This window comes from Nonomuraea wenchangensis, assembly GCF_900111685.1.
GTDB lineage: Bacteria > Actinomycetota > Actinomycetes > Streptosporangiales > Streptosporangiaceae > Nonomuraea > Nonomuraea wenchangensis.
The window spans coordinates 374,042-400,136 of sequence record NZ_FOHX01000005.1; the positions used below are offsets into that span (position 1 = coordinate 374,042).

The following is a 26,095-nucleotide window of genomic DNA, read 5'->3' on the forward strand; positions in this document are numbered from 1 at the left end:
TCCGCTTCGCGCAAGCTGTGAGAAAATGGCCAGCTCAGCAGGCATCCGTGACAATTATCTAGCCAAGAACAACCTCAACAGGGTGTTGCACCACAGCGTTGAAGTGGTAGCCGAACGGATGCCGGGGAATGACGAGCGGCTGAGTGGCGCCCGTCTCGTCGGTGGCCCTGGCCATGAGCACATAGCGGCCCGGCCGCCGGGGCGCCCAGGTGACGTGCCACTGCGACCAGGCGCTGACCAGGTGACTTCCGTGCAACTCGGCCGCCCGCCAGGTGTCACCGCCGTCGAAGCTGACCTCGACCCGGATGATCCGGCCCTGCCCCGACCAGGACCGCCCGTGCAGCACCAGAGGCACGCCGCTGATCGCCAGCCGCGCGTTCCACGGCAGCTCGAACGCGCTCTTCACCGGCTGCGTGGTGACATCGGGATAGAACACGGTGTTCCAGGGACTCGTCATGGTGCTCGTCGAGACTTCTATGTCGCCGAGCCATTTGATGGACGCGATCCCCACCCATCCCGGCACCACCAATCGCGCGGGGAATCCGTGGTCGGGGGGCAGGGGCTCGCCGTTCATCTCGTACGCCACGAGCACGTCGTCCATGGCCTTGGCGATGGGCAGCGGGCGGCGTACGTGCCCGTAGTCCTCGAAGGGGGCGTCCAGGCCGGACGGGAGCACGTCCACCGCCTCGGGCCGCACGCCGGCCTCCTTGAGCAGGTGTCTCAGCGGCACGCCGCGCCAGCGCGCCACCCCGATCCCGCCCAGCCCCCACTGGGTGCCCGGCGCGGCGTCGTGCTGCTGGCTGCCGTAGAAGCGGCGTCCGTTGCCGGCGCACTCGATCGCCACGTCGTACGTCCGCGACGGCATGGCGCGCAGCTCGTCGTAGCCGAACGCGCGCGGACATCGCAGGCCGGGGCCGTGCAGGCGCAGCCGCCAGGTCGCGGCGTCGATGAGCGGCGTGCCGGTGTGGTTGCGGACGAAGAACCGGTCGATCGGGGTGTGGTATCCCTGCCCCGACATGGCCTCCCACCGCATCTCGGCGTTCTCGCCGTGCACCCTGAACAGGTGGGCGGGCAGGGGTTTCAGGATGGCCGCCGTCGCGATCCTCATGGCTGTCACCTCGCTATTTGGTATTCCCTACCTGTAAACCATTTAATCTCCTCACGACGGCTCCTGTCACGATCCTTTGCCGGAACAAGCCCGCGCCGTCGCGCTCTTTTGGAAGGAACGCGGCCCCGGGCCTCACCCGGCGAGCGGGCTCGGCCTGTCACTCAGGACGTGGGCCAGCAGCAGGTCCAGCGGCCGTGGCACGCGGTCGAGTTCGAGCGCCGCGACGAGCAGGCCGGAGTAACGGATCTTCCGGCCGCTGCCCGCCCCCATGAACCGGCGCAACTGGTCGTGCGTGGAGCCGCCGCGCCAGGCGGGCTGCCGCTGAAGCGTACGGAACGACCCCAGCTCGCCCTCGGCCTCGATGACCTCTTCGACCGCGTCGGGACCGAGCGCCCGGATCAGCTCGTCCTCCAGGTCGGCGACGCACGTGAAGAACCCGAGCGCCTCCAGGCCGTCCCGGTCGAGGCCCGAGCCGAGGCCGGCGCGTTCGAGGCTGCGCCGGTAGTCGACCTCCTCCCCGGCGTCGCAGAGGCCGGCGAGCCGCAGGCCGAGCCCGGCGGGGCCGTATCTGCCGACGTACGTGCCGATGTTCGTGGCGCCGCCCATCGCCACGAGGGAGATGCCCTCGGCCGCCAGATCCCGCTCATGGCGCCGGGCCAGCACCTCGATCGCCGCCTTGTCGCTGGCGCCCTCGACCAGGACCACGGTTCGCGTCTCGCTCACGAGCCCACCCTTTCACCCGACCCCGAAGTTGTTCATCCGCTTTTGCGGGCGCTCCCACGCCGGGCCGACAGGGCTGATCCCATCCGCTTTCGGTCAAAAATGGGTCATCAGGCCCGCTCGGCCCTCATCACCGCTGTCACCGGGAACGCCCCAGGAAGTCCAGGAGGCGGGCGAGAGGCCAGGTGTTGATGACGTCGTCCGGCGTCAGCCAGGCCCGCTGCGCGATCCCGACGCCGAAGCGCTGGTGCGCCAGGTGCGGGATCGCGTGCGAGTCACTGTCGACGGAGAACTTCACCCCGTGGTGCTTGGCCAGCCGCACCAGGTCGGACGGCAGGTCGGAGCGGTCGGGATAGGAGTCGATCTCCATCGCGGTGCCCGTGCGCGCCGCGGCCCTGAAGACGGCGTCCCAGTCGGCGTCCACCGGCTCGCGCTTGCCGATCTTGCGGGTGGTCGGGTGACCGATGATGTCGACGTACGGGTTTTCGCAGGCCGCGATGAACCGGCGCGTCATGTCGTCCCGGGACATGCCGAAATGCGAGTGGACCGACGCCACGCACACGTCGAAGTCACGCAGCACCTCGGCCGGCCAGTCGACCGACCCGTCAGGGGCGATGTTGAGCTCGGAGCCGTGCAGCAGCCGCATGTCCGGATATCTCTCCTGCAGCCGGGCCAGCCGCTCCCGCTGCTCCAGCGCCTTGTCCAGCGTCATCCGCTGCATGGACAGGTCGGGCGCGTGGTCGGTCACCGCGTAGTAGGCGTAACCGCGGGCGTGCCCGGCGGCCACCATGTCCTCCAGCGAGGCGATGCCGTCGGTGAGGTCGGTGTGCGTGTGCAGGTCGCCCTTGAGGTCGGCCAGCTCCACCAGCTCCGGCAGCTCGCCCCGCAGCGCCGCCTTGACCTCGCCGCCGTCCTCCCGCATGGGCGGCGGGACGTACTGCATGCCGAGGGCGTGGTAGATCTCCTCCTCCGTCTCGGCCGCGATGACCCGCTCGCCCTCGAACAGGCCGTATTCCGACAGCTTCCACCCCTTCTTCACCGCCATCTCCCTGATGGCCACGTTGTGCTCCTTGGAGCCGGTGAAGTATTGCAGGGCCGCGCCCCACGAGCCGGCCGGGATGCGCCGCAGGTCGACCTGGACGCCGGACGTGGTGCGGATCGAGGTCTTCTTGTCGCCGGCCGCGATCACCTCGGCGACGTAGGGCTGCGCGCGGAACTCCTCCATGATCGACTCGGGTGCGACCGCGAGGATGTCGATGTCGCCGATCGTGTCCTTCATCCGCCGCAGCGACCCCGCGTACGCGATCCGCTCGGCGCTCAGCGACCCCATCACCTGCTCGGCCAGCGACATCGCGACCCCGATGTGCACCCGCCGCCCCGACTGCTCCAGCTGCTCGACGCCCTTCAGCAGGTTGGCCAGCGTCTTCGGGCCGAGGCCCTTGACGCCCTTGAGCCGGCCCCCCTCGATGGCCTCGCGCAGCGCGTCGGTCGAGTCGATGCCGTAGTCCTCGAACAGCATGATCGCCGTCTTCGGGCCCAGGCTCGGCACCCGCGTCAGCCTCCGCACGCCCTCGGGCACCCGCCCCCGCAGGTCGTCGAGCTGCCGGAAGCTCCCCCTCTGCAGGAACTCCTCCATCTTCTTGGCGATCGCCTCGCCCACCCCGGGCACCGAGCGCACGTCGGCCACCGAGATGTCCTCGGGGAACCCGGCGATGGCCTTGGCCGCCTTCTGGTAGCTCCGCACCCGGAAGGCGTCGCCGCCGCAGAGCGCGAACAGCTCCGCGTATTCCTGCAGCGCCGACGCCGCCTCCTCATTTGCCCGCATGCCCCTAACCCTAGAGGCCCGCACCGACAATCCGGGGAGCCTAGAACCGCACCTCACGCGGCCGGTACGGCTCCGCCAGGAACGCCAGCTCCTCCTCCGACAGCCGCACGTCCACCGCCGCCACCGCGTCGTCCACGTGCCGGTCCTTGGTGGCCCCGATGATCGGCGCGGTGACCGCGGGCTGGTGCAGCAGCCAGGCCAGGGCGACCTGCGCGGCCGGCAGCCCCCGGTCGGCGGCCACCCGCGCGACGCGGTCCACGATGGTCTTGTCGTTCTCCGGGTCGTACAGGGCCTCGATGCGGGCGTCGGAGCCGGCCCGGGTGGTGGACGCCGCCGCGCCCGCCCTGGCCAGCACCCCGCGCGCGAGCGGGCTCCACGGGATCACGCCCACGCCCTGGTCGAGGCAGAGCGGCAGCATCTCCCGCTCCTCCTCCCTGTAGAGCAGGTTGTAGTGCGGCTGCATCGACACGAACTTCGTCCACCCGTTGAGCTCGGCCACGTGCTGCGCCTTGGCGAACTGCCACGCCCACATGCTGGACGCGCCGAGGTAGCGCGCCTTGCCCGACCGGACCACGTCGTGCAGCGCCTCCATCGTCTCCTCGATGGGCGTCTCGGGGTCCCAGCGGTGGATCTGGTAGAGGTCGACGTGGTCGGTGCCGAGCCGGCGCAGGGAGGCGTCGATGCCGGCCATGATGTGCTTGCGCGACAGGCCGCCGTCGTTGGGCCGGCGGCTCATCGGGAAGTAGACCTTGGTGGCCAGCACGTAGTCCTCGCGGCGCGGGAAGATGGCGCGCAGCGCGTTGCCGGTCACGACCTCGCTCTCGCCCCGGCTGTAGACGTCGGCCGTGTCGAAGAACGTGACGCCGGCGTCGGCCGCCCGGCGGATGATGGGCTCCGCCTCGTCCTGCGGCAGCGCCCAGTCCTGGCGGGCGGGGTCGCCGTAGCTCATCATGCCGAGGCACACCCGCGAGACCCGCAGACCCGTGTCACCCAGTCGCGTGTAATCCATACCGCTCACCCTAGGGGGCGGAACGTACGGTTTTCCGCCCTGTCGACCCGTTCCCGGATCCGGGGGATGCTGCGAAGATGGAACCCCGCGTGCGGCCCCTGCCTCCCGAGGAGTGGGACGCCTTCATCAAGGCCAATCCTTACAACGTCTTCGCCACCATCGCCCGCCATCCGAAGCTCTACCGGGCCTGGCTCGGCTTCGGCGGCGTGCTGCTCGACGGCACGCTGCCGGCCCGCGACCGCGAGCTCGCCATCCTGCGCACGGCCCACCACAGCCGCAGCGCCTACGAGTGGGCCCACCACGCCCGCCTCGGACGCGAGGCGGGCCTGACGGAGCTGGAGATCGACTCGGTGCGCCACCCCGACGCGCTGTGGCCGGTCGAGGACCGGCTCGTCCTCCAGGTGGCCGACGACCTGCACTACGGCGGCGACCTGACCGACGCCACCTGGGCCGCGCTCTGCGACCGCTACGACGAGGCGGGCCGCATCGAGCTGGTCATGCTGGTCGCCCACTACCGGATGCTGGCGCTGGTGCTGCGGACGCTCAGAGTGGCGATCGAGGAGTGATGACCGTGACGCCCGGCACCGAGCCCATGGCGGCGAGGGCCTTGCCCGCGTCGGCCAGCCCGATGGTCCTGGTGACGAGCTGGTCGGGGTGGAGCACCCCGGCCCTGATCAGCTCCAGCATCCGCGGGTAGGCGTGGGCGGCCATGCCGTGGCTGCCGAGCAGCCGCAGCTCCTGGCCGATCACGCGGTCCATCGGCACCGGGGTCGGCCCGCCCGGCAGCAGGCCCACCTGGACGTGCCGGCCGCGCCGGCGCAGGCTCTCGACCGAGGCCGCGCAGGTCTGCGGGCTGCCCAGCGCGTCCAGCGACACGTGCGCGCCGCCCCTGGTCAGCTCACGCACCTGGGCCGCCGCGTCGCCCGCCGAGGCGTTGACGAAGTGCGTGGCGCCGGCCAGCTCGGCCAGGTGCAGCGCGTCGCCGCTGACGTCCACGGCCACGACGCGCGCCCCGGCGGCCGTGGCGATCATGACGGCGGACAGCCCCACGCCGCCGCAGCCGTGCACCGCGACCCACTCGCCCGGGCGTACCTCGCCCACCTGGGCGACGGCGCGGAAGGCGGTGGCGAAGCGGCAGCCGAGCCCGGCCGCCGTGACGAAGGCCATGTCCTCCGGGACGGCGACCAGGTTGACGTCGGCGTGGTCGATCGCGACGTACTCGGCGAAGGAGCCCCAGTGGGTGAAGCCCGGCTGCGTCTGCCGCTCGCACACCTGCTGCTCGCCCGCCGCGCAGGACGGGCACGTGCCGCAGGCGCACACGAACGGCGCGGTCACCCGCGCGCCCGGCCGCCAGCCGCGCACGTCGGAGCCGACGGCCTCGACGACGCCCGCGAACTCGTGGCCGGGAACATGCGGCAGGGCCGTGATGTCCGGATCGTGGCCCTGCCAGCCGTGCCAGTCGGACCGGCACAGCCCCGTGGCCAGGACCCTGATCACCGCGCCGTGCGGGGCGGGGGCCGGATCCGGCAGCTCGCGCACGTCGAGCTCGCCCCCGAAGATGTCAAACGCAACCGCTCGCATCTCATGAGCTTAGAGTGAGCGGCCGTGACCTGCGCAACCACCTGCCCTGTCACAGGTGTGGAATCCGGTCGGCGGGACAGTTAGGGGTGATGGGACAAGACTTGGACAAGGAGCGCTTCTCGGAGGACGAGTTCCTCCGCTTCGGAGAGCGCATCCGCGAGCAGCTCGGCACGCTGCGCGAGCTGCTCGGCACCCCCGGCTTCGGTCAGGGGCCGGTGACGATCGGCGCGGAGCTGGAGCTGTTCCTCGTCGACGAGCGGGGCCGGCCCCTCCCGCACAACAGTGAGGTGCGCGAGACCCTCGGCGACCCCCGCGTGGTGCTGGAGCTCGGCCGCTACAACCTCGAGGTCAACCTGACCCCGACGACGCTGGAGGGCAAGCCCTTCGAGCTGCTGGGCGCCGAGATCCAGGACACCGTGACCAAGGTGGACGCGGCGGTCGAGGGCGGTGGCGCGCTGCCCATCGGCATCCTGCCCACGCTGGAGACCGAGGACTTCACGGTCGGCGCGATGAGCGACCAGAACCGCTACCGGGCCATGAGCAGGGGTCTGCGCCGCCTGCGGCTGGAGCCGTTCCTCGTGAAGATCGACGATCTGGAGCTGTCGGTCGAGGACGTCATTTTGGAGAGCGCCAACACCTCCTGGCAGGTGCACATCCGCACCCCGCCGGAGCGCTTCGCCCGGCTGTTCAACGCCGCCCAGCTCGCCATCGGGCCGGTGCTGGCCGCCTGCGGCAACTCGCCGATCTTCCTCGGCCCGCGCAAGTGGGAGGAGACCCGCATCGCGCTGATGGAGGAGGCCGCCGACGACCGGGACGTGGCGCGGCTCGAACGGCGGGACGGCCGGGTCACGTTCGGCTCCGACTGGGTGCGCGAGGGCGCGATCGAGCTGTTCGAGCGGTACGTCGCGGACTACGAGCCCATCGTGCCCGACCTCGTCGACGGCGCCGCGCCCCACGAGGTGCCCGAGCTGCGGCTGCACCAGGGCACCATCTGGCAGTGGAACCGGCCCGTCTACGACCCGGCCGACGGCGGCCACCTGCGCATCGAGATGCGGGCGCTGCCCGCCGGGCCCTCGTGCGCGGACATGGCCGCGAACACGGCGTTCCTGGTCGGGCTCACGCTCTCGCAGGCCGAACGGGACCTGACCGGCTACCGCTTCGCCGAGGCGTACCAGAACTTCTACCGCGCCGCCATGCACGGGCTGGACGCCAAGCTGTCCTGGCCCGGCTGGGACGGCGAGCACGAGGCCGCCGACCTCATTCTCAGGCTGCTGCCCGAGGCGCGCGAAGGGCTGCTGGGCGCGGGGGTGGCCCCCAGCGACGCCGATCGCGCCCTGGAGGTCATGGAGCAGCGCACGCGTCTTCGCCGTACGGGCGCGGTGTGGCAGCGCGAGACGCTGGAGCGCCTCGGCGGCGACGTCGAGGAGCTGGTCCGCCGTTATCGTGAGCTGGCCCTGTCCGGATTGCCGGTGCATATGTGGCGTTGAGTCACAACCATCCCCCTTCTCATTCCGTCACACTGGGTAAAAGGACGGAAAAGGAAGGAAGTTATGTCGGTGACGGGGATGGTAATAACCGATAAATCACCTTTCGCCCTGAAAAGGGCGACGGGGGACCTCGCAGACGGAGCGGCCAAACTGGCCGAGGAGATCGGCGCCACCGCCGTCGAGGCGGTGCTGGCCCAGGCCAACCGGGCGGCGGCACGCAGGGGAGCGACCGCCGCCCTCGGCCCGATGCAGCCCAGACCGGCCGAATGGTACGCCTTCGACGCCGGCGACCAGGACACCGTCGACTGGTACCCGCAAGGGCTCACCGGCAGCACGGACTCCGGCGCGATCGGCGTGCCCACGCTCGTCGTGAGCTGGTACTTCAAGCCGACGGCCGGCGAGCGCGGCATCCGGGTGTCGTTCCTGAGCCCGCGGACGCTGAAGTACCGGCACGCGCTGCTCGTGCTGGCCAAGCCGGACGGCTCGTACGGGCCGATCAACATCCACGCGGGCGGCATCGCCATCGACGGCGACCTGCTCTACGTGGCCGACACGGTGCGCGGCCTGCGCGTGTTCGACCTCCGCCGCATCCTGGACCTGCGCACCGCCCAGAACGACCTCGGCGACGCCGACCGCATCGGCCGGGCGGGCGGCAAGTTCCACGCCTTCGGCTACCGCTACGTCATCCCGCAGACCGACATGTGGCGGCTCGCGAACCCCGGCCCCGTCTTCTCCTTCGTCTCGCTCGACCGCAGCGGCGGCACCGGCAAGCTGATCACCGGCGAGTACCGCGAGAACGACCCCGGCGGCCGGGTGGCCCGCTGGAACCTGCCCTTCTCGGGCGGCGAGCCCGCCGAGGCGTACGTCATGGGCCAGTCCAAGATCCAGGGCGCGCTCTCGCAGGGCGCCACCTGGTACCTCAGTCAGACCGGCGGCTCGGCCCGCAACGGCAAGCTGCTGGTGCACCGCGGCGGCCAGTTCCAGACCAGGCCGTTCCCCATCGGCCCGGAGGACCTCACCGTGCAGGACGGCAGGCTGTGGAGCCTCACGGAGTTCAAAGGGAGGCGCGTCGTCTTCGGCGTCGGCCTGTGACCGGGCGTGCGGGCCGGGCGGTGAACCGGCATCTGGACCGGGCTCAGCCGGCGAGGTGCCGGAGCAGGACCTCGCGGTAGCGGGCGTCGAAGGCGTCGTAGCGGGCCCGCAGCTGCGCGCCCGGCCAGCCCGCCGGCAGCAGCTCCGGCGGCAGCAGCGGATCGGCCAGCAGGTGGCGCAGCACCGCGGCCGACACCAGGAAGCCCTCCGCCAGCCCGTCCGCCAGCCCTTCCACCCGCTCCAGTGCCCCCTCCAGCCGGCGGGCCTCGGCCGCCCAGCCGTCGAGATCCCACAGCAGGGGAGTGGGATCGCCGTGCGGACGGCCGTCGATGAGCGTGCACTGGGCCGTGACGACCTCAGGCCAGGCGGGGCGCACCAGGTTGGCCGGCCGCATCCAGGTGCCCTCGCGCAGCTCGGCCAGGCGCAGCGCGGTCATCGCGTGCCGCAGCGCGGCCCGGTCGGCGGGCGCGCGCCGCTCGGCGGTGACCACCGCCACCTCCCACGTGCCGTCCCAGGGCCTGACGTGGGGGTCGCGGCTCTCGTCCTGGCGGGCCTGGCGCTCGACCAGGCGCGGCGAGAGCGTGTAGAAGCCGTTCTCCTGTACGAGGTCGCCCGCCGCCACCATGCGGGACAGCGCCACCCGTACGGTGCCCTCGGCGACCCCGAACAGCGCGCCGATGCGGACGAGGTGGCGGGCGGGCAGGCGCGGGGGATGGCTGCCCAGCAGCGCGCTCAGCACGGCCGAACGGGCGCTCAAGGTATTACGCTCTTCCATCGCGTGTCGAGTATATGTAACACTCGCAGTTATGGGGCGCTATCTCATCGAACCCTTCGACCGCAGCGACCGTTACGCCACCGAGCGCTACCAGGGCGCGGCCGGGCGCAACTGGTGGGCCTGCGATCCCACGCTGCACCTGCTCATGCGGCACCACCTGGGCGACGGCTACGCCTGGGCCGAGCCGCACCTCGACCGGCTCGGCGCGCTCATGGGCGGGCCTGTCGCCGCCTGGGCGGAGGAGACCGACCGCAACCCGCCGCGCCTGGAGAAGTACGACAAGTGGGGCAGGGACGTCAGCGAGGTCGTCATGCCGCCGTCGTTCCAGGCCGCCCGGCAGGCGCTCATGGCCGACAACTTCACCTCGCCCGCCTTCGCCCAGCAGGCCAGAGCCAACGGGGCGAACCCGTCCGCGCTCGCCGCCGCCTGGACGTACATGCTCGACCAGGCCGACATCGGGATGGGCTGCGCGCTCGGCACAGGCGGCGACATGGTGGTGCAGCTCGCCGAGAAGCACGCGCCCGAGGACGTCCGCGACCGGGTACGGGAGATCTTCGCCAACGGCTACTACTCCGGCGAGGCCGCTCAGATGTTCACCGAGCGGACCGGCGGCTCCGACCTCGCCGCTCTGGAGGCCGCGGCCGTGCCCGCCGGCGACGCCTGGCTGCTGACCGGCTTCAAGTGGTTCGCCTCCAACGCCAACGGCTCGGCGTTCGTGGTGCTCGCCCGGCTGCCCGAAGGAACGGTGGCGCCGTTCCTCGTGCTCTGGGAGCGGCGGGACGGCAGCCGCAACGGCGTACGCATCCGGCGGCTCAAGGACAAGCTCGGCACCCGGTCGGTGGCGTCGGGCGAGGTCGAGTTCGCGGACGCGGAGGCGTTCCTGCTCATGGACCGCCCGGACGCCGACGGCCGGGCACGCGACGCAGCCACGCCGGGCGGCTCGGCCTCCGGGCTCGGCACCATGATGAAGCTCACCAACGGCTCCCGACTCGGCGTCGCCATGATGGGCCTCGGCGTGGCCCGGCGAGCGCTGGTCGAGTCGATCTGCTACGCCCGCGCCCGCGAGGCGTTCGGCCGGCCGCTCGCCGAGCAGCCGCTGATGCGCCGCAAGCTGGCCGAACTTGTCGTCGAGGCGGAGGCCGCGCAGGCGCTCGTCTTCGACGGCCACCTCGGGCCGCGCCTGCGGCTCGCCCCGGCCCTGGTCAAGCTGCGCGCCTCCCGGCTCGGCCTCACCGCCGCGAGCGACGCCGTCGAGGTGCACGGCGGCAACGGCTACATCGAGCAGTGGCCGGTCGCCCGCCTGCTGCGCGACGCCCAGGTCAACCCGATCTGGGAGGGCGGCGACCACATCCTCTGCCTGGACGTGCGCCGCGCCATGGCCAAGGAACAGGCCCACCTGCCCTTCCTCGACCGGCTGCGGACCGCCGCCACCTCCGACCTGGTGCACGCCCGCATCGACGACCTCACCAAGGCGATCAACGCCTGGGCCGCCCTGGAGCCCGCCGTGGCCGAGGCCCGGCTGTATCCGCTGGCGCAGTTCATGGCCGACGTCTACGCCGCCGCCCTGCTGGAGGAGCAGGCCGGCTGGGGCCTGGACGACGGCCGCAAGTCGCTGGTCGCCCGCCTGTACGCCGAAGCCCATCTGGCCGACCGCGGCCCCCTGCGCGGCCTCGACGCCCCCGCCGAGGACCCCTTCGACGCACTCGTCGCGGGAGCTTTCACCGGCTGACGCAGGAACGCGCCGGTCCCGGCCGAAACACAGGTCCCAGGAGGGACGGCGAGCCGACCCTCCTGGGACAGGACGCTACTGGCCGGACTCGTCGAACAGTTCGTCGGCCGTCTGGACGGTGGCAGCGCGCGCGGCCCAGGCTTCGAGCGTCTCGACGTCGGTGCAGTCGGTGACACGGGCGCGGACGTCGTCGGTGACGTCGAGCCCTCGCGCGGAGAGGAACAGCAGCACCAGCTTCGCCGCCTCCCGAGCCTTGCCCTCTGCCTTGCCTTCCGCCTTGCCTTCTTCGAGGCCGCGGCCGTAGTGCTCGCGGGCGAAGGGGCTGTACACCGGCCAGGACGTGGACGCCATGAGTTCCTCCAACAGGCACCGGATCTCGAACGAGGACATGCTGTACGCGTATTCAGTGTACTTCGAAGCGTAATCAGTGGCCGTGTCGTTCAGCGCTGCCGTGAACGCCTCCACCACCTTCCGCTGCTGGCCGTGCACCATCACCGACATGACCGCCAGCGCCATGTTGGCGGCGGCCTGTGCCGGGTCGGTGATGACCGGGATGTCGTCGGGCCCCAGGACCCGCGCCTGGAAGCGGTAGCCGGTCAGCCCGCTGTCGATCGGCTGCGCGTAATGCTTGGCGGCGGCGCGGTCGGGGCAGACGATCAGGACCGTCACGTCGCACTTCATGAGGAGCCACAGTGCGGCGGCGTACCGGGAGAGTTGTATCGGGTCCTTGGATTTGTCCTGCTGGATTTCGACGATGACGGCGTGCAGAGGGGAGGTGTGCGGCCCCAGACTGAGGACCACGTCGGCGTCGAAGTCGACCGAGGACCGGGTGTTGAAGGTGCGCTCCTCCTGGCGGATCAAGGGGGTGTCAGGAAGGGGCACGCCCATGTGGTCGCGCAGGAGCCGCACCGCCAACTCTGGCTGTTCGGTGAACATCTGGGCTAGTGCGTCATGTGGGGGGGATGGCATGAACCCATTGTGACATGAGAAATACTCTGCGTGATCAAAGATGATCTACAACCATGGTTGCTCTGGGCGTACGCTCGGCGGAGCTCAGTGAGGAGGGCCTGATGGCCGTACGGGTGGAGCGCCAGGGATCTGTCATCACCGTGGTGATCAGCCGGCCGGAGGCGCGCAACGCCGTCGATCGGGCGACCGCCGATGCGCTCGCGGACGCCTTTCGCGGCTTCGAGGAGTCCGATGCCGACGTGGCGGTGTTGTGGGGCGAGGGCGGCACGTTCTGCGCGGGCGCGGACCTCAAGGCGATGGACAACCACGTCGGTGAGGAAGGCGACGGGCCCATGGGGCCGACCAGGATGCGTCTGGGCAAGCCCGTCATCGCCGCCGTCGCCGGTCACGCGGTGGCGGGCGGGCTTGAGCTGGCCCTGTGGTGCGATCTGCGGGTGGCCGAGGAGGACGCGGTGTTCGGGGTGTTCTGCCGCAGGTGGGGCGTGCCGCTCATCGACGGCGGCACGGTACGCCTGCCGAGGCTCGTCGGTACGTCCCGCGCCATGGACATGATCCTCACCGGGCGGCCGGTCGGTGCGCGGGAGGCGTACGAGATGGGGCTGGCCAACAGGGTCGTCCCTAGCGGTGAGGCTCGGTCGCGTGCCGAGGAGCTGGCTCGTGAGATCGCCCGTTTCCCGCAGGCGTGCCTGCGCGGCGACCGCCTGTCGGCGCTGGAGCAGGAGGGGCTCGGTGAGGCGGAGGCCATGCGCAACGAGCTGCGGCGCGGGCTGATGTCGCTGCCCGGCGCCAGGGACGGCGCGGCGCGCTTCGCCGGAGGCGCGGGCCGTCACGGCCGCTTCTGACGCGGCCACTGCTGGCACGGCCCCGCTTCTGGCGCGGCCGTCTCTGACACGGCGCGCGGGGCGGCTGATTGTCGGAGGGGGCACGTATCGTGAGGTCATGCCTGAGATCGAGGTTGCCGGCCGCGAAGTGCGCATCACCAGCCCCGACAAGGTGGTCTTCCCGCGGAGCGGGCACACCAAGCTCGACCTGATCCGCTACTACCAGGCCGTCGGCGAGGCGGCGCTGCGGGGTGTGCACGGGCGGCCGATGGTGCTCAAGCGGTTCGTGCACGGCATCGAGGAGGAGGCGTTCTTCCAGAAGCGGGCTCCGGCCAAGCGGCCCGGCTGGATCGAGGTGGCCGAGCTGAAGTACCGCTCGGGGCTGAGCGCGGAGGAGGTCGTCTGCACCGATCTGGCACAGGTGTTGTGGGTGGTCAACCTCGGCTGCGTCGATCTCAACCCCCATCCCGTACGCGCCGACGACCTGTCCCGCCCCGACGAGCTGCGCATCGACCTCGACCCCGTGCCCGGCGTGCCGTGGTCCGACGTGCTGCGGACCGCCGAGGTGGCGCGGGAGGTGCTGGCCGACCACGGGCTCGTGGCGTGGCCCAAGACGTCCGGATCGCGCGGTTTCCACGTCTACGCCAGGATCGAGCGGCGCTGGCCGTTCGCGAAGGTCCGCAAGGCGGCCGAGACGGTGGCCCGCGAGGTCGAGCGGCGCGCCCCCGACCTGGCCACCAGCCGCTGGTGGAAGGAAGAGCGGCACGGCGTGTTCGTCGACTTCAACCAGAACGCCTACGACCGCACGGTGGCCTCCGCCTACTCCGTGCGGGCCGTGGCCGACGCCCGCGTGTCCACGCCCCTGACGTGGGACGAGGTGCCGGACTGCCGGCCGGAGCTGTTCACGATCGAGACCGTGCCCCGGCGGCTGGTCGAGCGCGGCGACCCCTGGGAGGACCTCGACCTGCATCCCGGCTCGCTCGATGGGCTGCTGGAGCTGGCCGAGGAGCTGGGGCCCGCGCCCAAGCCGCCCAAGGGCGAGGGGCGCAGGCGGCAGACGAAGCCGGTCATCGAGATCGCGCGGGCCGAGCACAAGGACGAGGCCCTGGCCGGTCTCGAACGCTGGAAAGCCAGGCACCCGGAGGCGGCGGCCCGGCTGGAGCCCGCCGACGTGCTGGTCGACGGGATGCGCGGGCGCAGCAGCGTCTGGTATCGCGTCCGGGTCAACCTGCACAACGTGCCCGAGGGCGAGCGTCCGGAGCAGGAGCCCTTGGAGGTCGACTACGACCCCTGGCAGCGCGCGGCCGGGGGCGGCTGAGCGCATCCTGCGCGCGGCCGGGGTGGCTGAGCGCGTCCTGCGCGCGCCCGGGGTGGCTGAGGGCGTCCCGCAACCGCGCGCAGGACGCCCTTGCCGCGAGCGCGGGTGTCAGAAGTCGTCGGCGGTGCGGATCCGGTCGCGGATCCAGACGCCGGCCTCCTTCAGCCGCGCCGTTCCGGCGAACGAGCCGTTCGGGCAGGTCCCGGTCGTGAAGACGGCGCCCGTGCGGAAGTCGTCGGAGAAGTTCCAGTTCACCCAGCTGATCTTCTTCTGGGCCAGCAGGTCGAGATACTGCTGCGACCTGGTGAAGTTGTTGGCGCCGTCGCCGGACGCGCTCTGGGTGCCGAACTCGGTCACGAAGATCGGCAGCCGGTCGGCGGCCCTGGACAGGGTGTTCAGGTAGGCGGTGCCGTGCGAGGCCGCGTAGAAGTGGAACGTGTACATGATGTTGGCGGCGTTGACCGGGTTGTTCACGATCTCGGTCTCGTCGGCGCCGGCGGAGACGCCGAGCGAGGACCACGCGCGGGTGCCGACCAGGATCGGGGCGTCGGGGTCGTGCTGCCGGATCACCGGGATGAGCTGGTGGGCGTAGTCGCGGATGACGGACCAGGTGACGGCGTCGCCGTTCGGCTCGTTGGCGATCTCGTACAGGACGTTCTTCTTGTTGTTGTGCCGCTGGGCGATCTCGGTGAAGAACGTCTTGGCCCGGCCGAGGTTGTACATCGGGTCGCCGGGGTCGAGCATGTGCCAGTCGACGATCGCGTACATCCCGCGCGCGGTGGCCATCTCGATCAGGGAGTGGACGCGGTCGGTGAACAGCCGGGGGTTGGTCTCGTATCCGTCCTCCTGGATGTACATCGAGATGCGCAGGACGTCGGCCTTCCAGTCGCCGGCCAGCGCGTCGAGCGAGGCGGTGTTGAGGCACTGGTTGTACCACTGGATGCCGTGGCTGCTCATGCCGCGGAGCTGGATCTGCTTGCCGTTCTCGTTGCAGAGCTTGAGGCCGCACACGCGGAGCTGGCCGTTGGCCTGTACGGGGGTGCCGCCGCCGACGCCGCCCGTGGGGGTTCCGTAGACCTCCAGCTCCCAGAGGGAGTAGCCGTAGGGGGTGCCGCGCTGGGTGCCGTACACCCGTACGTAGCGGCCGGCGCCGCTGACCGTGAGGTCGTCGATCGCGCCGTCGCCGCTGGTCGTGGAGTAGACGTCGGTCCAGGTGGAGCCGTCGGGCGAGGTCTGCACCCGGTACGCGGTGGCGTGGGCGGCCTCCCAGTTCAGCCGGACCCGGGAGACGTTGTGCGTGGAGCCGAGGTCCACCCGGATCCACTGCGGGTCGGCCCCTTCGGCGCTGGCCCAGCGGGTGGCCGGGTTGCCGTCGACCGCCTTGCCCGGCTCCAGGCCGGCGGCCTCGATCGAGGAGGCCGTCACGGCCCTGCCCTGCGACACCAGGGGGTCGGCCGCCGCCTGCCGCGCCGTGGCCGCGCTCGCGCCCGCGCCGGACGGCGCCACCAGCGGTAACGCCATCGCGGCCACGATGGTCAGGATCCTCGCTGCTGCACTTCGCCTCACGTACGACTCCGATTCTCGGGGGGACGGTCAGGCACCGCATGCGGTTAGGAAAGTTTCCTAACTTGCGGGGCAGCATAAGTTGACGTCGCCCTTGACGCAAGGCCCAAAATGCCAGAAAAGACGGCGTCAGCCGCGGGTGGGGCGCTCGTAGCCGTCGTCGCCGCCGTACACGTGCACGTCCGGGTCCTGCTCCGGCTGGGTGGCCGGGCTGGTGGGGGAGGCGGTGTGCTCGGAGGCGAAGTCGTCGGAGTCGGGGAAGGCGTCCGCGCCGCCCCAGCGGGCGGAGCGGGCCGTGGCGGGCGGCGCCAGGTAGTCGTCCCAGGTGATCGTGCCGCTGGGCGTCGCGTCCGTGGTCAGCGCGCCGGCCCGCTGGGCCGCGTACAGCCGGCCGGGGAAGTGCATCGGCAGGCAGAGCCGGCGCAGGCCGTGCAGGCGGCACCAGGTACGGGCCAGCCGGGCATGGTCGAGCACCTCCGGCCCGCCGAACTCGACCGCCGTCCCGAGCGGCTCGCCGCCGATGAGCTCGGCCGCCCGCGCCGCGACCTCGCCCGTGTGCACCGGCTGCATGAGCACGGTCGGATCCACGGGCACCACCGGGAGCGCGGCGAGGTCGTGCATCCGCCGGTTCAGCCACTGCTCGAACGGGGTGCTGCGGAGCACGGTCCAGCCGAGGCCGCCGCCGGCGACCAGTCGTTCGGCCTCCAGCTTGTACGCGAGATAGCCGACCGGAGCACGGTCCGCGCCGACCATCGAGGTGAGCAGCAGGTGCCCGACCCCGGCCTCGCGGGCGGCGAGGACGAGCCGGCGGGTGCCCGGGATGTCGGCGGCGCCGCGTCCCCTGCGGCCGCTGGTGGCCAGGTGCGCGACCGCGTCCATGCCGGCGACGGCCTCCGGGATGCCGTGCCCGGAGAACAGGTCGCCCCAGACCCATTCGACGTTGCCGCGGCTCTCCCTCCTGGTACGGCTCAGCGCCCGCACCTGGTGACCCGACTTCACCAGTGCGGGCACCAGGGCCCTGCCCAGCATGCCCGTCGCTCCCGTGACCAGAATCCGCATGCGGCCCCCTCTACCCCCGATTGCGCAGGTCTGACATGTCTTCGCACGTCGGGGGTAGAAAACTCCGTCGCCGGTGTGCCGGGTGGCGGCGTCAACGTCATCCCGGACGGTCAGGGGCTCCCCGGCACCGGGCTCGGCCACGGGCCGGCGGCCGGGGGATCGGCGAACGCGCGGCCGATCCGTGCCGCCACGTGCAGCAGCGGCTCGACCAGCCGGGGCAGCTCGCGGGCGCGGCGCGAGGAGAGCACGATGCCGAGCGCGGCCATGGCGCGCCCGTCCACCAGGATGGGCGCGGCGGCCGAGCAGGAGCCGAGCGTCATCTCCTCGTAGGTGAACGCGTACCCCTGCGCGCGCACCGTGGCGAGCTCCCTGGCCAGCCGCCCCGGCTCGCTGATCGTGTGCGGGGTGGGCCGTTCGAGCGTGCGGGCCAGGTAGGACGTGACGAACCAGTCGGGCTCGTGGGCCAGCAGCGCCCGGCCGACGCCGGTCGGGTGCATGGGCAGCCGGCCGCCGGTCCTGGAGACGATGGGGACGGCGCGGCGGCCGTACACCTTGTCCACGTACAGCACCTCCATGCCGTCGCGGACGGCGAGGTGCACGTTCTCGCCGGTGGTGCCGAACAGCTCCTGCAACCACGGATGCGCGAGCGCCACCAGCCGGCCGGGGGCGAGCTGGCCGAGCTCCCACAGCCGCAGCCCCACGCGCAGCCGCCCGTCGGGGTCGCGGGCCAGCGCCTGCCACTCCTCCAGCTCGGCGACCAGCCGGTGCGCGGTGCTCAGCGGGACGCCGGCGCGCCGGGCCAGCTCCGTCAGCGTGAGCTTGGGGTGCGCGGCGTCGAACGCCCCGAGCAGGGCCAGCACCTTGGACGTCACGGTGCGGCCCGGCTCCCTGGATCCTCCTGCCATGGGGTAAATCCTGCATCAGGATTCCACTGAACGGAAACCGAACCTCCCGCTGAAGGGGGACAAGGCAGCATGCTTCGGTCATGCGAACTCAGGTCGGGATCATTGGCGCAGGCCCCGCGGGCCTGCTGCTGTCTCATCTGCTCCACCTGCGGGGCATCTCCTCCGTAGTGCTGGAGCGGCGCAGCCGCGACTACGTCGAGCGGCGGGTACGGGCCGGCGTCCTGGAGCAGGGCACCGTGGACACCCTCATCGAGGCCGGCGTCGGGGAGCGGATGCGGCGCGAGGGTCTGCCGCACCACGGCATCGAGCTGCGCTACGGCGGCGCCGGCCACCGCATCGCCTTCGAGAAGCTGGTGCCCGGCCGCGCGATCACCGTCTACGGCCAGCAGGAGGTCGTCAAGGACCTCATCGCGGCGCGGCTCGCGGCCGGGGGAGACGTGCGCTTCGAGGTCGAGAACGTGGTGCCGCACGCGCTGGAGTCCGAGCCGTACATCACCTTCGGCGACGGGGAGCGGCTGGACTGCGACGTCATCGCGGGCTGCGACGGCTTCCACGGTGTGTCCCGGCAGTCCGTCCCCGAGGGCGTTCTGACCACCTTCGAGCGGGAGTATCCGTTCGCCTGGCTGGGCATCCTGGCCGACGTCGCGCCCTCGTCCGAGGAGCTGATCTACACCAGGACCGACCGCGGCTTCGCGCTGCACAGCATGCGCTCGCCCGCCGTCAGCCGTTTCTACCTCCAGGTCCCCGCCGACACGCGGGTGGAGGACTGGCCGGACGAGCGGATCTGGGACGAGCTGCGGGTCCGGCTGGAGAGCGTGCCGGGCTTCACGCTGACCACCGGCCGGATCACCGAGAAGGGCGTCACGCCGATGCGCTCGTTCGTGACCGAGCCCATGCAGTACGGCCGGCTCTACCTGGCCGGGGACGCCGCCCACATCGTGCCGCCGACCGGGGCCAAGGGGCTCAACCTGGCGGTGGCCGACGTGCGGGTGCTGACGGAGGCGCTGGCCGCGTACTTCGCCGACGGCTCGACCGCCCTGCTGGACGGCTACTCGGAGGCGTGCCTGAAGCGGGTGTGGCGGGCGCAGCACTTCTCGTGGTGGATGACGACGCTGCTGCACACGTTCGAGGACGAGGACGCCTACGGGCGGCGGCTCCAGCTCTCCTACCTGGACTACGTCACCTCGTCCGAGGCCGCCGCGAAGACGCTCGCCGAGAACTACGTCGGGCTGCCGTTCCCCGAGGACGCACGCTTGAACGTGCTTTGAGGTGTCGCCGCCTGAGCCTTGCATGCATGCATGCACCGCCGGCCGGCCGCTGGTGGGCGGCCGGCCGGCGGGATGCGCCCGTCGCTCCGGGCGGGTGGGCGGTGCCGGGCGGCGGGCCGTTCTCGGAGGAGTCAGTCCGGTGGCATGTCGGGGCGGTGCGCCCCGGGTGGCAGGTGGGTGTGGTGCGATTGCGGAGGCGTGGACATCCCGCCAGGAGTCGCGCCAGGAGTCGTGCCCGGCGCGCCCGAGGCCGTCGTGCCCGGCGGGCCGGCGGCCGTCGCGCCCGGCGCCGTGCGGATGGGCGCCGTCTCCTCGCCGGTCATGGCGCCGGCGTCCCGGCGCCCGCGCTGGTACGCCTCGGCGTGCGCCCTGGCCTGCGGAGCCTCGGCCTCCATACGGCTCAGCCAGCGCTCCCAGCGCTGCTGCATCGGCCGGATCAGGCCGCCGCCGATGCCGATGGCGAGGATGGCGCCGATCGTCCCGAGCACGGTGATCAGCACCGGAGTGGTGACCGTGGTGGCCACGCCGATCTGGTTGAGCGCGGCGATGATGCCCAGCGCCCAGATGAACACGGCGGCCGCGGTGGCGATCCAGCGTCCGTACGACAGCCCGCCGAGCGCCCCGTTGAGTATGTCCCGCACGCCCTTGGCGATCGCGCCGGCCACCACGACGATCACGATGGCGACCAGTGCCCTGGGCAGCCAGGCGACCACGCCGGTGAGCAGCACGGAGATCGGGTTCGGCCCGAAGACGCTGAAGGCTATCTGCAGGGTGACCAGCACGATGGCGTAGAAGACGATCCTGCCCAGCAGGCTGCTGGCGTCGTACTTGCTGCGTTCGAGCCAGCGGCGCACGCCGCTGCGTTCCACCGCGCGGTCGAAGCCGATCCGCTGCAGGATCTTGTCGACCACCTTCTCCAGGGCCTTGGCGATGAGGTACCCGATGACGAGGATCACCAGGAACGCGACCAGCCTCGGCACGAACGTGGCGACCGATCGCCAGGCATCCGTGATGCCTTGGCCGATGTTGACGTCCACACTTTCCTCCTCGGAGGAGTCAGTGCAACGGCGCTACCCGGAGAGCGACGGCGCATGTGCAAAGGGACACCAAAACTTGCCCTGTGGCCGGAAACGCCGAAAGGCCCCGCGGTCAGCGGGGCCTTTCGCATGGGGTGGACGATACTGGGATTGAACCAGTGACCTCTTCCGTGTCAGGGAAGCGCTCTCCCGCTGAGCTAATCGTCCGTGTTGAGTTGGAACTCAGAGCGGAAGACGGGATTCGAACCCGCGACCCTCACCTTGGCAAGGTGATGCTCTACCACTGAGCCACTTCCGCGTGCGTGCCTTTACCTTAGCGGATCCTGGTGGGTCCGCCATTCAGCGAGGTGGAGACGGGATTTGAACCCGTGTAGACGGCTTTGCAGGCCGCTGCCTCGCCTCTCGGCCACTCCACCAGGAGTCACACTCCGAGCGGAAGACGGGATTCGAACCCGCGACCCTCACCTTGGCAAGGTGATGCTCTACCACTGAGCCACTTCCGCGTGAACCCCAGGCTACGTGCTCAGGGCCACGGGAAAACCATATCGTCTCCGCGGAGTGCCCGTGCGCACTCAGCGGCCCGTGCGGCGAAAATTCACGAGATCAGCCGCACGTCCTTCGCCATGACGAACGCGATCCGGTGCCCGAGCTGGATCTGGTGGTAGCGGGTGGTGCCGGTCGTCGTGACGTGCCGCGACGGGCTGAAGGCCCCGGCCGAGTAGTGCGAGCCGGTGATCGTGTCGCCCACCGTGTACGTCTGCCCCGGCTCGATCCGGTACTGCAGCGGCGTCAGCGGCTGCGCGGCCGCCTTCGTGTACGCCGACCTCTCCGGATAGGCCCGCCCGTACACCCGGGTGCCCGCCCGCAGCGGCGTGACCAGCGGTCCCTTGGCGGGCACGGCGACCGGCTGCGCGGCCGGGTTGTGGAACCACGCCTTCTGCCCCAGATACCAGATCGCCGTCCAGTCCCCCCGCCGCTCCGCGACCGCGTAGCGCTGGCCGGTCGAGGCGCGGGCCGCGTGGTCGTACACGCTGTACGTGCTGGCCTTGCCGCCGTGCTTGCCGACGTCGGTGACCAGGGAGGCGTTCTCGCGCGGCGCGCTGTGCAGCCAGACCGTGGACGCGCCGTGCGACGGGCAGTCCTTGCCCGCCTTCGTGGTGACGCAGCCGGTGAAGCGCGGGCGGTTGTCGTCGTACGACGGCAGGATCATGACCGAGTCGCCGTTCTTCGCGCCCCGCAGCGGCCGGCCCATCAGCTCGAAGTAGTGGGCCCAGTCCCAGTAGGGTCCCGGGTCGTCGTGCATGCCGGCGACGGTCTGGGGAGTGGTGCCGGGGACGTTGTCGTGGCCGAGGATGTGGGCCCGGTCGAGCGGCACGTCGTACTTGTTCGCGAGATAGCGCACCAGCCTGGCCGAGGACCGGTACATCGCCTCGGTGTACCACGCCCCGCCCTTGGCGAGGTAGCCCTCGTGCTCGATGCCGATCGAGCGGGTGTTGACGTCCCAGTTGCCCGCGTGCCAGGCCAGGTCGTTGGTCCTGACGTGCTGGGCCACGTGGCCGTCACGGGAGCGGATCGTGTAGTGCCAGCTCACGTACTTCGGGTCGCGGACCATGGTCGGGATGCCCTGGTAGCCGCCCTCGGTGTCGTGGATGACGATGTAGTCGACGTGCCGGGTCTTGAACAGGCGGTCGTGGTTGCCGTAGTCCTGGGCGCCCTTCTTGCCGAAGCGCTTGTGCGCGGCCGGCATCCACTCGCAGGCCAGGCTCGCGGGGCACTCCGTCGAGGAGGAGCGGCCCGAGGCCGCGGTCACCTCGGCCGGGTCGTACGGCTCGGCGAGGTCGTCCAGCGCCGCGAGCTCTTCCTCGTCGTCGTACCGCTCGGGGAAGTGCCCGTCGTACGGGAGGTCGGCCTCGCCGGTGGAGCTGGTCCGCGGGCCGTGCGGCACGCGCAGGCCGGGCACCGGGTCGAGGCGCACCAGGTCCCCGTCGTCGGTGCGCCGCCGCGCGCCCGCCCTCATCACCGCGAACACCTCGTCGGCGAACTGCCGCGCCGCGGCCACGTCGTCGGCGCCGGAGAAGCGGGCGACCGCGTCGTACCAGCCGGCGAGGCCGGAGTCGGCGCCGGAGTCCGGGTCGGTGCTCGGGCGGGTGCTGGGGGTGGCGCTCGGGGTGTCGTGGTAGGAGGCGAGCAGGGCGGCTCCGGCGCGGATGTTGTCGGCCGGGTCGTCGCGCAGCCGGGCGGGCTCGACCCCGATGAGCCGCCCGGCCTCGGGCAGCGTCGTGTGCTGCGCCGCCGCGGCGGCGTTCAGCGGGGACAGCATGTGCACCGGCCGGGGCGGCATCGGCCGGGTCTCGTCGCCGCGGCCGTCCCCGCGCCCGTCGCCGACGGTGAGCGCGCCGGCGGGGAGGGCGTCCACGAGGTGCATCGGCCCGTAGCCGCCGGCGGTGCTGGGCTGCCCCGCGTGCGCGTCCCACCGCGAGCCCAGGTATGCCACCCCCAGCAGCACGCTCTGCGGCACCCCGAACTCGCGCGCCGCCGCGGCGAACTCGGCCTGCCGCCCGGCCGGGGCCTCCCGGGGATGCGCCGCCATCGGCACGAGGGCGGCGAGCGCGAGCGGCCAGGCCAGCCAGAAGTGCATGTCCATCTCCCCCGAAGAGCGTCACGACGTGACTACGCTTCGTAGCCTTCCCAGGAAACGGATGGGTCAGACGGGGCGGCTGGTACTCATGGGATCGACCGCCGGTGCCCGTGGACATGAGAAAGAGTTAAACCCTGCCCGATTTCGGGCAGGATGTTGGCGTGCCTCGTTCCAGATGCGTAGTGTCCTCCTCTGTGTCCACGGCACGGCATCCCTACGAGGACCTCATCGCCCACCTCATCCGGACGAGCGCGCTCGGCCCGGGAGAGGCGGCGCGCGTCGTCGCCGACGTGCTGGCCTACTTCTCCGAGACCGCCGAGGAGTACGTCCGGCGCCGCCACGGCGAGCTCAAGGCGCGCGGCCACACCAACGACGAGATCTTCCCCAGGATCGCCGCCGAATTACGCGGTCGCCGGGTGGCCGCGCCCGAGCTGTCACTGCGGCAGCTCCGCAGGATCGTCTACGGATAACCAGAAACGCAGAGGAGACCTCGATGTGCGGAATCGTGGCCTATGTCGGCCCCAAGGACGCGGCGCCCATCCTCCTGGAAGGGTTGCAGCGGCTCGAGTACCGAGGCTATGACTCCGCAGGGCTCGTGGTGTCCAACAAAGGGCTGAAGCTCCGCAAGGTCAAGGGCAGGGTGGCCGACCTGGCCAAGGTCGTGCCGGCCAGGTTCAAGGGCGGGCTCGGCATCGGGCACACCCGCTGGGCCACGCACGGCGTCCCGAGCGACGAGAACGCCCACCCGCACCTGTCGGCCGACCAGCGCATCGCGGTCGTCCACAACGGCATCATCGAGAACGCCGCCGAGCTGCGCGCCAAGCTGGTCGCCGACGGCGTCGAGTTCGCCTCGGAGACCGACACCGAGGTGCTGGCCCACCTGATCGCCCACGCCGTGGACGAGAACGACAGCCTGGAGGAGGCGGTCAGGAAGACGCTGAAGAGCATCGTCGGCACGTACGGCATCGCGGTCATCGACGCCGAGCGCCCCGGCGAGGTGGTCGTGGCCCGCAACGGCAGCCCGATCGTGCTCGGCATCGGCGAGAAGGAGATGTTCGCCGCCTCCGACGTCGCCGCCCTGATCCGCTACACCCGCCAGGTCGTGCACCTGGAGGACGGCGAGCTGGCGGTGATCAAGGCCGACGGCTTCCACACCTTCTCCAGCGACGCCCGCGAGACGGCCAAGGAGCCGCTGACCGTCGACTGGGACGCCGGCCACTACGACACCGGCGGCTACGAGCACTACCTGCTCAAGGAGATCTCCGAGCAGCCGGAGACGATCACCAGGACGATGTCCGGCCGCCTCGACGAGCGCTTCCACGTCGCGCACCTCGGCGGGCTCAACATGGACGCCCGCGAGACCCGCTCGTTCCGCCGGGTGAAGATCATCGGCTGCGGGTCGGCGTACTACTCGGGCCAGATCGGCGCGCAGCTCATCGAGGAGCTGGCGCGCATTCCGGCCGACGCCGAGCCGGCCAGCGAGTTCCGCTACCGCAACCCGGTCGTGGACCCCGACACGCTCTACGTCGCGATCAGCCAGTCCGGCGAGACCTACGACACGCTGGCCGCCGTCCAGGAGCTCAAGCGCAAGGGCGGCCGGGTCATCGGCATCGTCAACGCCGTGGGCAGCGCCATCGCCCGCGAGGTGGACGGCGGCATCTACCTGCACGCCGGGCCCGAGGTCTCGGTCGCCTCGACCAAGGCGTTCACCTCCACGGCGGTCGCGTTCGCGCTGCTCGCGCTGCATCTCGGCCGGGTGCGCGACCTGTCGCCTGCCGACGGGCGGCGCATCGTGGACGGCCTGCGCCGGCTGCCCGGCCAGATCGCCGACATCCTCACCCAGGGCGACAAGATCGCCGAGCTGGCCCGCAAGTACGCCGGTCACCCGAGCATGATGTTCGTGGGGCGGGTGCGCGGCTACCCGGTGGCCAGGGAGGGCGCGCAGAAGCTCAAGGAGATCTCGTACGTGCACGCCGAGGCGTACCCGGCGAGCGAGCTCAAGCACGGCCCGCTCGCGCTGATCGGCCCCGAGATGCCGACGGTCGCGATCGTCCCCGACGACGAGCTGCTGGACAAGAACCTCACCACGCTCGGCGAGATCCGCACCCGGGGTGGCCAGGTGCTCATGGTCGGCCACCGGGAGCCGGACGCCAAGCTGGCCGACGACGTCATCGTGATCCCGAAGAACGAGGTCGAGCTGGACCCGATCCTGCTCACCATCCCGCTCCAGCTCCTCGCCTACCACGCGGCGGTCGCGCTGGACCGGGATGTCGACAAGCCGCGCAATCTAGCCAAGAGCGTTACTGTTGAGTAATTGACTCCAATTAAGCCACATTTCGCTCTGGGTAGTGTTATCTGGCCCGGGACGGCATAAATTCGATACGTGCGGCAGTTCGACCAGCAACGGCCCAATCTCGCACGCATGTACGACTACATGCTCGGCGGGACGGACAACTTCGCGGTCGACCGCCTGGCCATCGAGCAGCTCGCCGAGCTGGTCCCGGAGGCGGTCCCGCTGGCCCGCGCGAACCGGGCCTTCCTGCAGCGTGCCGTGCGCTACGTCGCCGCCGCCGGGATCGACCAGTTCATCGACCTGGGCAGCGGGCTGCCGACCCAGGGCAGCACGCACGAGGTGGCGCCCGGCGCCCGGGTCGTCTACGTCGATCACGACCCTGTCGTGGCCGCCCATTCCAAGGCCCTGCTCACGAACGTGGGCAGGGCCGTCTGCGTCGAGGCCGACCTGCTGGACGCCGACGACGTGCTGGCCAAGGCCGGTGACTTCCTCGACCTTGACCGGCCGGTCGCCGTCGTGCTGGTGTCGATCCTGCACTTCCTGCCCGACTCCGCCCGGCCGTGGCAGGCCGTGGCCCGGCTGCGCGAGCGGGTCGTCCCCGGCAGTTTCCTGGTGATCAGCCACGCCACCACGATGGGGCGGCTGGAGGACGAGGAGGTCCCGCGCGGCTACCGGGGCTCGCCCGGGCGCGGGGGAGCGGACCGGCGGCCGTCGGAGATCCGGCGGTTCTTCGGCGAGTTCCGCCTTGATCCGCCCGGCCTGGTGCAGGCCGTGGACTGGCGGCCGGACCGGCCGAAACTCGTGGGGGATTGGGCGTTGCCGTCGTCGCTCATGGCGGGCGTGGCCCGGAAAATCGATCACTCCACTCCCGCCTAAAAAGCGACATATCACCAAATTT

Annotated in this window: 22 protein-coding genes and 4 tRNA genes; 10 read left to right on the forward strand and 16 right to left on the reverse strand. The window is 71.3% G+C overall.

The window, feature by feature from the left end; translation table 11 throughout:
* Window positions 1-58 precede the first annotated feature (58 nt).
* The 4 genes from BMW85_RS17515 to BMW85_RS17530 all read right to left on the reverse strand — a co-directional run bounded on the left by BMW85_RS17515 (window position 59) and on the right by BMW85_RS17530 (window position 4,662).
* Window positions 59-1,108: a sulfite oxidase gene (locus BMW85_RS17515; RefSeq protein ID WP_091082428.1), complete on the reverse strand. Its 1,050-nt coding sequence runs from the start codon at window positions 1,106-1,108 to the stop codon at window positions 59-61.
* A 132-nt stretch (window positions 1,109-1,240) separates the two neighbouring features.
* On the reverse strand, window positions 1,241-1,831 hold the full coding sequence (locus BMW85_RS17520) for a TOPRIM nucleotidyl transferase/hydrolase domain-containing protein (protein ID WP_091082429.1): 591 nt from the start codon (window positions 1,829-1,831) through the stop codon (window positions 1,241-1,243).
* A 136-nt stretch (window positions 1,832-1,967) separates the two neighbouring features.
* Entirely contained in the window at window positions 1,968-3,653 is a 1,686-nt protein-coding gene (gene polX, locus BMW85_RS17525) for a DNA polymerase/3'-5' exonuclease PolX (RefSeq protein ID WP_091082431.1), read from the reverse strand.
* Between the two features lie 40 nt (window positions 3,654-3,693).
* Window positions 3,694-4,662, reverse strand: coding sequence for an aldo/keto reductase (locus tag BMW85_RS17530; RefSeq protein WP_091082432.1), 969 nt, complete (start codon window positions 4,660-4,662; stop codon window positions 3,694-3,696).
* A 77-nt stretch (window positions 4,663-4,739) separates the two neighbouring features.
* Here BMW85_RS17530 and BMW85_RS17535 point away from each other — a divergent pair, with 77 nt between their 5' ends.
* Window positions 4,740-5,228 (forward strand): carboxymuconolactone decarboxylase family protein, encoded by a 489-nt coding sequence (locus BMW85_RS17535; protein WP_091082434.1) that lies wholly within the window; start codon window positions 4,740-4,742, stop codon window positions 5,226-5,228.
* Here BMW85_RS17535 and BMW85_RS17540 read toward each other — a convergent pair.
* Window positions 5,206-6,243 (reverse strand): zinc-dependent alcohol dehydrogenase family protein, encoded by a 1,038-nt coding sequence (locus tag BMW85_RS17540; RefSeq protein ID WP_091082436.1) that lies wholly within the window; start codon window positions 6,241-6,243, stop codon window positions 5,206-5,208. The two genes, BMW85_RS17535 and BMW85_RS17540, sit on opposite strands and share 23 nt — an antisense overlap.
* Window positions 6,244-6,332: 89 nt before the next feature.
* Here BMW85_RS17540 and BMW85_RS17545 point away from each other — a divergent pair, with 89 nt between their 5' ends.
* On the forward strand, window positions 6,333-7,730 hold the full coding sequence (locus tag BMW85_RS17545) for a glutamate-cysteine ligase family protein (protein ID WP_091082438.1): 1,398 nt from the start codon (window positions 6,333-6,335) through the stop codon (window positions 7,728-7,730).
* 63 nt (window positions 7,731-7,793) lie between these two features.
* A complete protein-coding gene (locus BMW85_RS17550; protein ID WP_143082319.1) occupies window positions 7,794-8,822 on the forward strand; it encodes a hypothetical protein in 1,029 nt (342 codons plus the stop codon).
* A 43-nt stretch (window positions 8,823-8,865) separates the two neighbouring features.
* On the opposite strand, the gene BMW85_RS17555 is transcribed toward BMW85_RS17550, so the two are convergent.
* On the reverse strand, window positions 8,866-9,597 hold the full coding sequence (locus tag BMW85_RS17555) for a PaaX family transcriptional regulator C-terminal domain-containing protein (RefSeq protein ID WP_177240728.1): 732 nt from the start codon (window positions 9,595-9,597) through the stop codon (window positions 8,866-8,868).
* Window positions 9,598-9,628: 31 nt separating this feature from the next.
* Here BMW85_RS17555 and BMW85_RS17560 point away from each other — a divergent pair, with 31 nt between their 5' ends.
* Window positions 9,629-11,326, forward strand: coding sequence for an acyl-CoA dehydrogenase family protein (locus BMW85_RS17560; protein ID WP_091082442.1), 1,698 nt, complete (start codon window positions 9,629-9,631; stop codon window positions 11,324-11,326).
* Window positions 11,327-11,401: 75 nt separating this feature from the next.
* On the opposite strand, the gene BMW85_RS17565 is transcribed toward BMW85_RS17560, so the two are convergent.
* Window positions 11,402-12,262, reverse strand: a complete 861-nt coding sequence (locus tag BMW85_RS17565; RefSeq protein ID WP_245774867.1) for an RpnC/YadD family protein — start codon at window positions 12,260-12,262, stop codon at window positions 11,402-11,404.
* A gap of 86 nt (window positions 12,263-12,348) precedes the next feature.
* On the opposite strand from BMW85_RS17565, the gene BMW85_RS17570 reads away from it, so the two are divergent.
* Together BMW85_RS17570 and ligD are read left to right on the forward strand one after the other, a co-directional pair.
* Window positions 12,349-13,137, forward strand: coding sequence for a crotonase/enoyl-CoA hydratase family protein (locus BMW85_RS17570; protein ID WP_245774868.1), 789 nt, complete (start codon window positions 12,349-12,351; stop codon window positions 13,135-13,137).
* Between the two features lie 97 nt (window positions 13,138-13,234).
* The gene (ligD, locus tag BMW85_RS17575; protein WP_091082445.1) at window positions 13,235-14,434 is read left to right on the forward strand and encodes a non-homologous end-joining DNA ligase; all 1,200 of its coding nucleotides are present in this window, start codon (window positions 13,235-13,237) and stop codon (window positions 14,432-14,434) included.
* A gap of 108 nt (window positions 14,435-14,542) precedes the next feature.
* Here ligD and BMW85_RS17580 read toward each other — a convergent pair whose 3' ends face one another.
* From BMW85_RS17580 to BMW85_RS17590, 3 genes are all read right to left on the reverse strand, one after another.
* Window positions 14,543-15,955, reverse strand: a complete 1,413-nt coding sequence (locus BMW85_RS17580) for a cellulase family glycosylhydrolase (protein WP_091082917.1) — start codon at window positions 15,953-15,955, stop codon at window positions 14,543-14,545.
* Between the two features lie 171 nt (window positions 15,956-16,126).
* Window positions 16,127-17,056 carry an SDR family oxidoreductase gene (locus tag BMW85_RS17585; protein ID WP_091082446.1) on the reverse strand — a complete coding sequence of 310 codons (930 nt, stop codon included), beginning with the start codon at window positions 17,054-17,056 and terminating at the stop codon, window positions 16,127-16,129.
* 110 nt (window positions 17,057-17,166) lie between these two features.
* Window positions 17,167-17,961 (reverse strand): IclR family transcriptional regulator, encoded by a 795-nt coding sequence (locus BMW85_RS17590; protein WP_177240729.1) that lies wholly within the window; start codon window positions 17,959-17,961, stop codon window positions 17,167-17,169.
* Window positions 17,962-18,041: 80 nt separating this feature from the next.
* Between BMW85_RS17590 and pobA the strand changes: the two genes are divergently transcribed.
* Complete coding sequence (gene pobA, locus BMW85_RS17595) at window positions 18,042-19,229, forward strand: 4-hydroxybenzoate 3-monooxygenase (RefSeq protein ID WP_091082449.1); 1,188 nt, start codon at window positions 18,042-18,044, stop codon at window positions 19,227-19,229.
* Window positions 19,230-19,360: 131 nt separating this feature from the next.
* On the opposite strand, the gene BMW85_RS17600 is transcribed toward pobA, so the two are convergent.
* The 6 genes from BMW85_RS17600 to BMW85_RS17625 all read right to left on the reverse strand — a co-directional run bounded on the left by BMW85_RS17600 (window position 19,361) and on the right by BMW85_RS17625 (window position 22,904).
* Window positions 19,361-20,266: a mechanosensitive ion channel family protein gene (locus BMW85_RS17600; protein WP_245774869.1), complete on the reverse strand. Its 906-nt coding sequence runs from the start codon at window positions 20,264-20,266 to the stop codon at window positions 19,361-19,363.
* Between the two features lie 135 nt (window positions 20,267-20,401).
* Window positions 20,402-20,473: transfer RNA gene (locus tag BMW85_RS17605), tRNA-Val, on the reverse strand.
* A 19-nt stretch (window positions 20,474-20,492) separates the two neighbouring features.
* Window positions 20,493-20,564 (reverse strand) — tRNA-Gly (locus BMW85_RS17610).
* 47 nt (window positions 20,565-20,611) lie between these two features.
* Window positions 20,612-20,682: transfer RNA gene (locus tag BMW85_RS17615), tRNA-Cys, on the reverse strand.
* Window positions 20,683-20,697: 15 nt separating this feature from the next.
* Window positions 20,698-20,769, reverse strand: a tRNA-Gly gene (locus BMW85_RS17620).
* A 92-nt stretch (window positions 20,770-20,861) separates the two neighbouring features.
* A complete protein-coding gene (locus BMW85_RS17625; protein ID WP_091082919.1) occupies window positions 20,862-22,904 on the reverse strand; it encodes an N-acetylmuramoyl-L-alanine amidase in 2,043 nt (680 codons plus the stop codon).
* A 194-nt stretch (window positions 22,905-23,098) separates the two neighbouring features.
* Between BMW85_RS17625 and BMW85_RS17630 the strand changes: the two genes are divergently transcribed.
* The 3 genes from BMW85_RS17630 (at window position 23,099) to BMW85_RS17640 (ending at window position 26,073) form a co-directional block, all read left to right on the forward strand.
* A complete protein-coding gene (locus tag BMW85_RS17630) occupies window positions 23,099-23,374 on the forward strand; it encodes a hypothetical protein (RefSeq protein WP_091082922.1) in 276 nt (91 codons plus the stop codon).
* A 23-nt stretch (window positions 23,375-23,397) separates the two neighbouring features.
* The gene (gene glmS, locus BMW85_RS17635; RefSeq protein WP_091082451.1) at window positions 23,398-25,218 is read left to right on the forward strand and encodes a glutamine--fructose-6-phosphate transaminase (isomerizing); all 1,821 of its coding nucleotides are present in this window, start codon (window positions 23,398-23,400) and stop codon (window positions 25,216-25,218) included.
* A gap of 69 nt (window positions 25,219-25,287) precedes the next feature.
* On the forward strand, window positions 25,288-26,073 hold the full coding sequence (locus BMW85_RS17640; protein ID WP_245774870.1) for an SAM-dependent methyltransferase: 786 nt from the start codon (window positions 25,288-25,290) through the stop codon (window positions 26,071-26,073).
* Window positions 26,074-26,095 lie beyond the last annotated feature (22 nt).

What these genes read in the sequence shown, in the direction of transcription:
- polX (WP_091082431.1), bottom strand. Translation starts at nt 3,653, where the DNA reads ATGCGGGCAAATGAGGAGGCGGCGTCGGCGCTGCAGGAATACGCGGAG.
- glmS (WP_091082451.1), top strand. Translation starts at nt 23,398, where the DNA reads ATGTGCGGAATCGTGGCCTATGTCGGCCCCAAGGACGCGGCGCCCATC.
- BMW85_RS17515 (WP_091082428.1), bottom strand. Translation starts at nt 1,108, where the DNA reads ATGAGGATCGCGACGGCGGCCATCCTGAAACCCCTGCCCGCCCACCTG.
- BMW85_RS17555 (WP_177240728.1), bottom strand. Translation starts at nt 9,597, where the DNA reads ATGGAAGAGCGTAATACCTTGAGCGCCCGTTCGGCCGTGCTGAGCGCG.
- BMW85_RS17580 (WP_091082917.1), bottom strand. Translation starts at nt 15,955, where the DNA reads ATGGCGTTACCGCTGGTGGCGCCGTCCGGCGCGGGCGCGAGCGCGGCC.
- pobA (WP_091082449.1), top strand. Translation starts at nt 18,042, where the DNA reads ATGCGAACTCAGGTCGGGATCATTGGCGCAGGCCCCGCGGGCCTGCTG.
- BMW85_RS17565 (WP_245774867.1), bottom strand. Translation starts at nt 12,262, where the DNA reads ATGTTCACCGAACAGCCAGAGTTGGCGGTGCGGCTCCTGCGCGACCAC.
- BMW85_RS17625 (WP_091082919.1), bottom strand. Translation starts at nt 22,904, where the DNA reads ATGCACTTCTGGCTGGCCTGGCCGCTCGCGCTCGCCGCCCTCGTGCCG.
- BMW85_RS17535 (WP_091082434.1), top strand. Translation starts at nt 4,740, where the DNA reads ATGGAACCCCGCGTGCGGCCCCTGCCTCCCGAGGAGTGGGACGCCTTC.
- BMW85_RS17540 (WP_091082436.1), bottom strand. Translation starts at nt 6,243, where the DNA reads ATGCGAGCGGTTGCGTTTGACATCTTCGGGGGCGAGCTCGACGTGCGC.
- BMW85_RS17530 (WP_091082432.1), bottom strand. Translation starts at nt 4,662, where the DNA reads ATGGATTACACGCGACTGGGTGACACGGGTCTGCGGGTCTCGCGGGTG.
- BMW85_RS17545 (WP_091082438.1), top strand. Translation starts at nt 6,333, where the DNA reads ATGGGACAAGACTTGGACAAGGAGCGCTTCTCGGAGGACGAGTTCCTC.
- BMW85_RS17550 (WP_143082319.1), top strand. Translation starts at nt 7,794, where the DNA reads ATGTCGGTGACGGGGATGGTAATAACCGATAAATCACCTTTCGCCCTG.
- BMW85_RS17570 (WP_245774868.1), top strand. Translation starts at nt 12,349, where the DNA reads ATGGTTGCTCTGGGCGTACGCTCGGCGGAGCTCAGTGAGGAGGGCCTG.
- BMW85_RS17560 (WP_091082442.1), top strand. Translation starts at nt 9,629, where the DNA reads ATGGGGCGCTATCTCATCGAACCCTTCGACCGCAGCGACCGTTACGCC.
- BMW85_RS17585 (WP_091082446.1), bottom strand. Translation starts at nt 17,056, where the DNA reads ATGCGGATTCTGGTCACGGGAGCGACGGGCATGCTGGGCAGGGCCCTG.
- ligD (WP_091082445.1), top strand. Translation starts at nt 13,235, where the DNA reads ATGCCTGAGATCGAGGTTGCCGGCCGCGAAGTGCGCATCACCAGCCCC.
- BMW85_RS17590 (WP_177240729.1), bottom strand. Translation starts at nt 17,961, where the DNA reads ATGGCAGGAGGATCCAGGGAGCCGGGCCGCACCGTGACGTCCAAGGTG.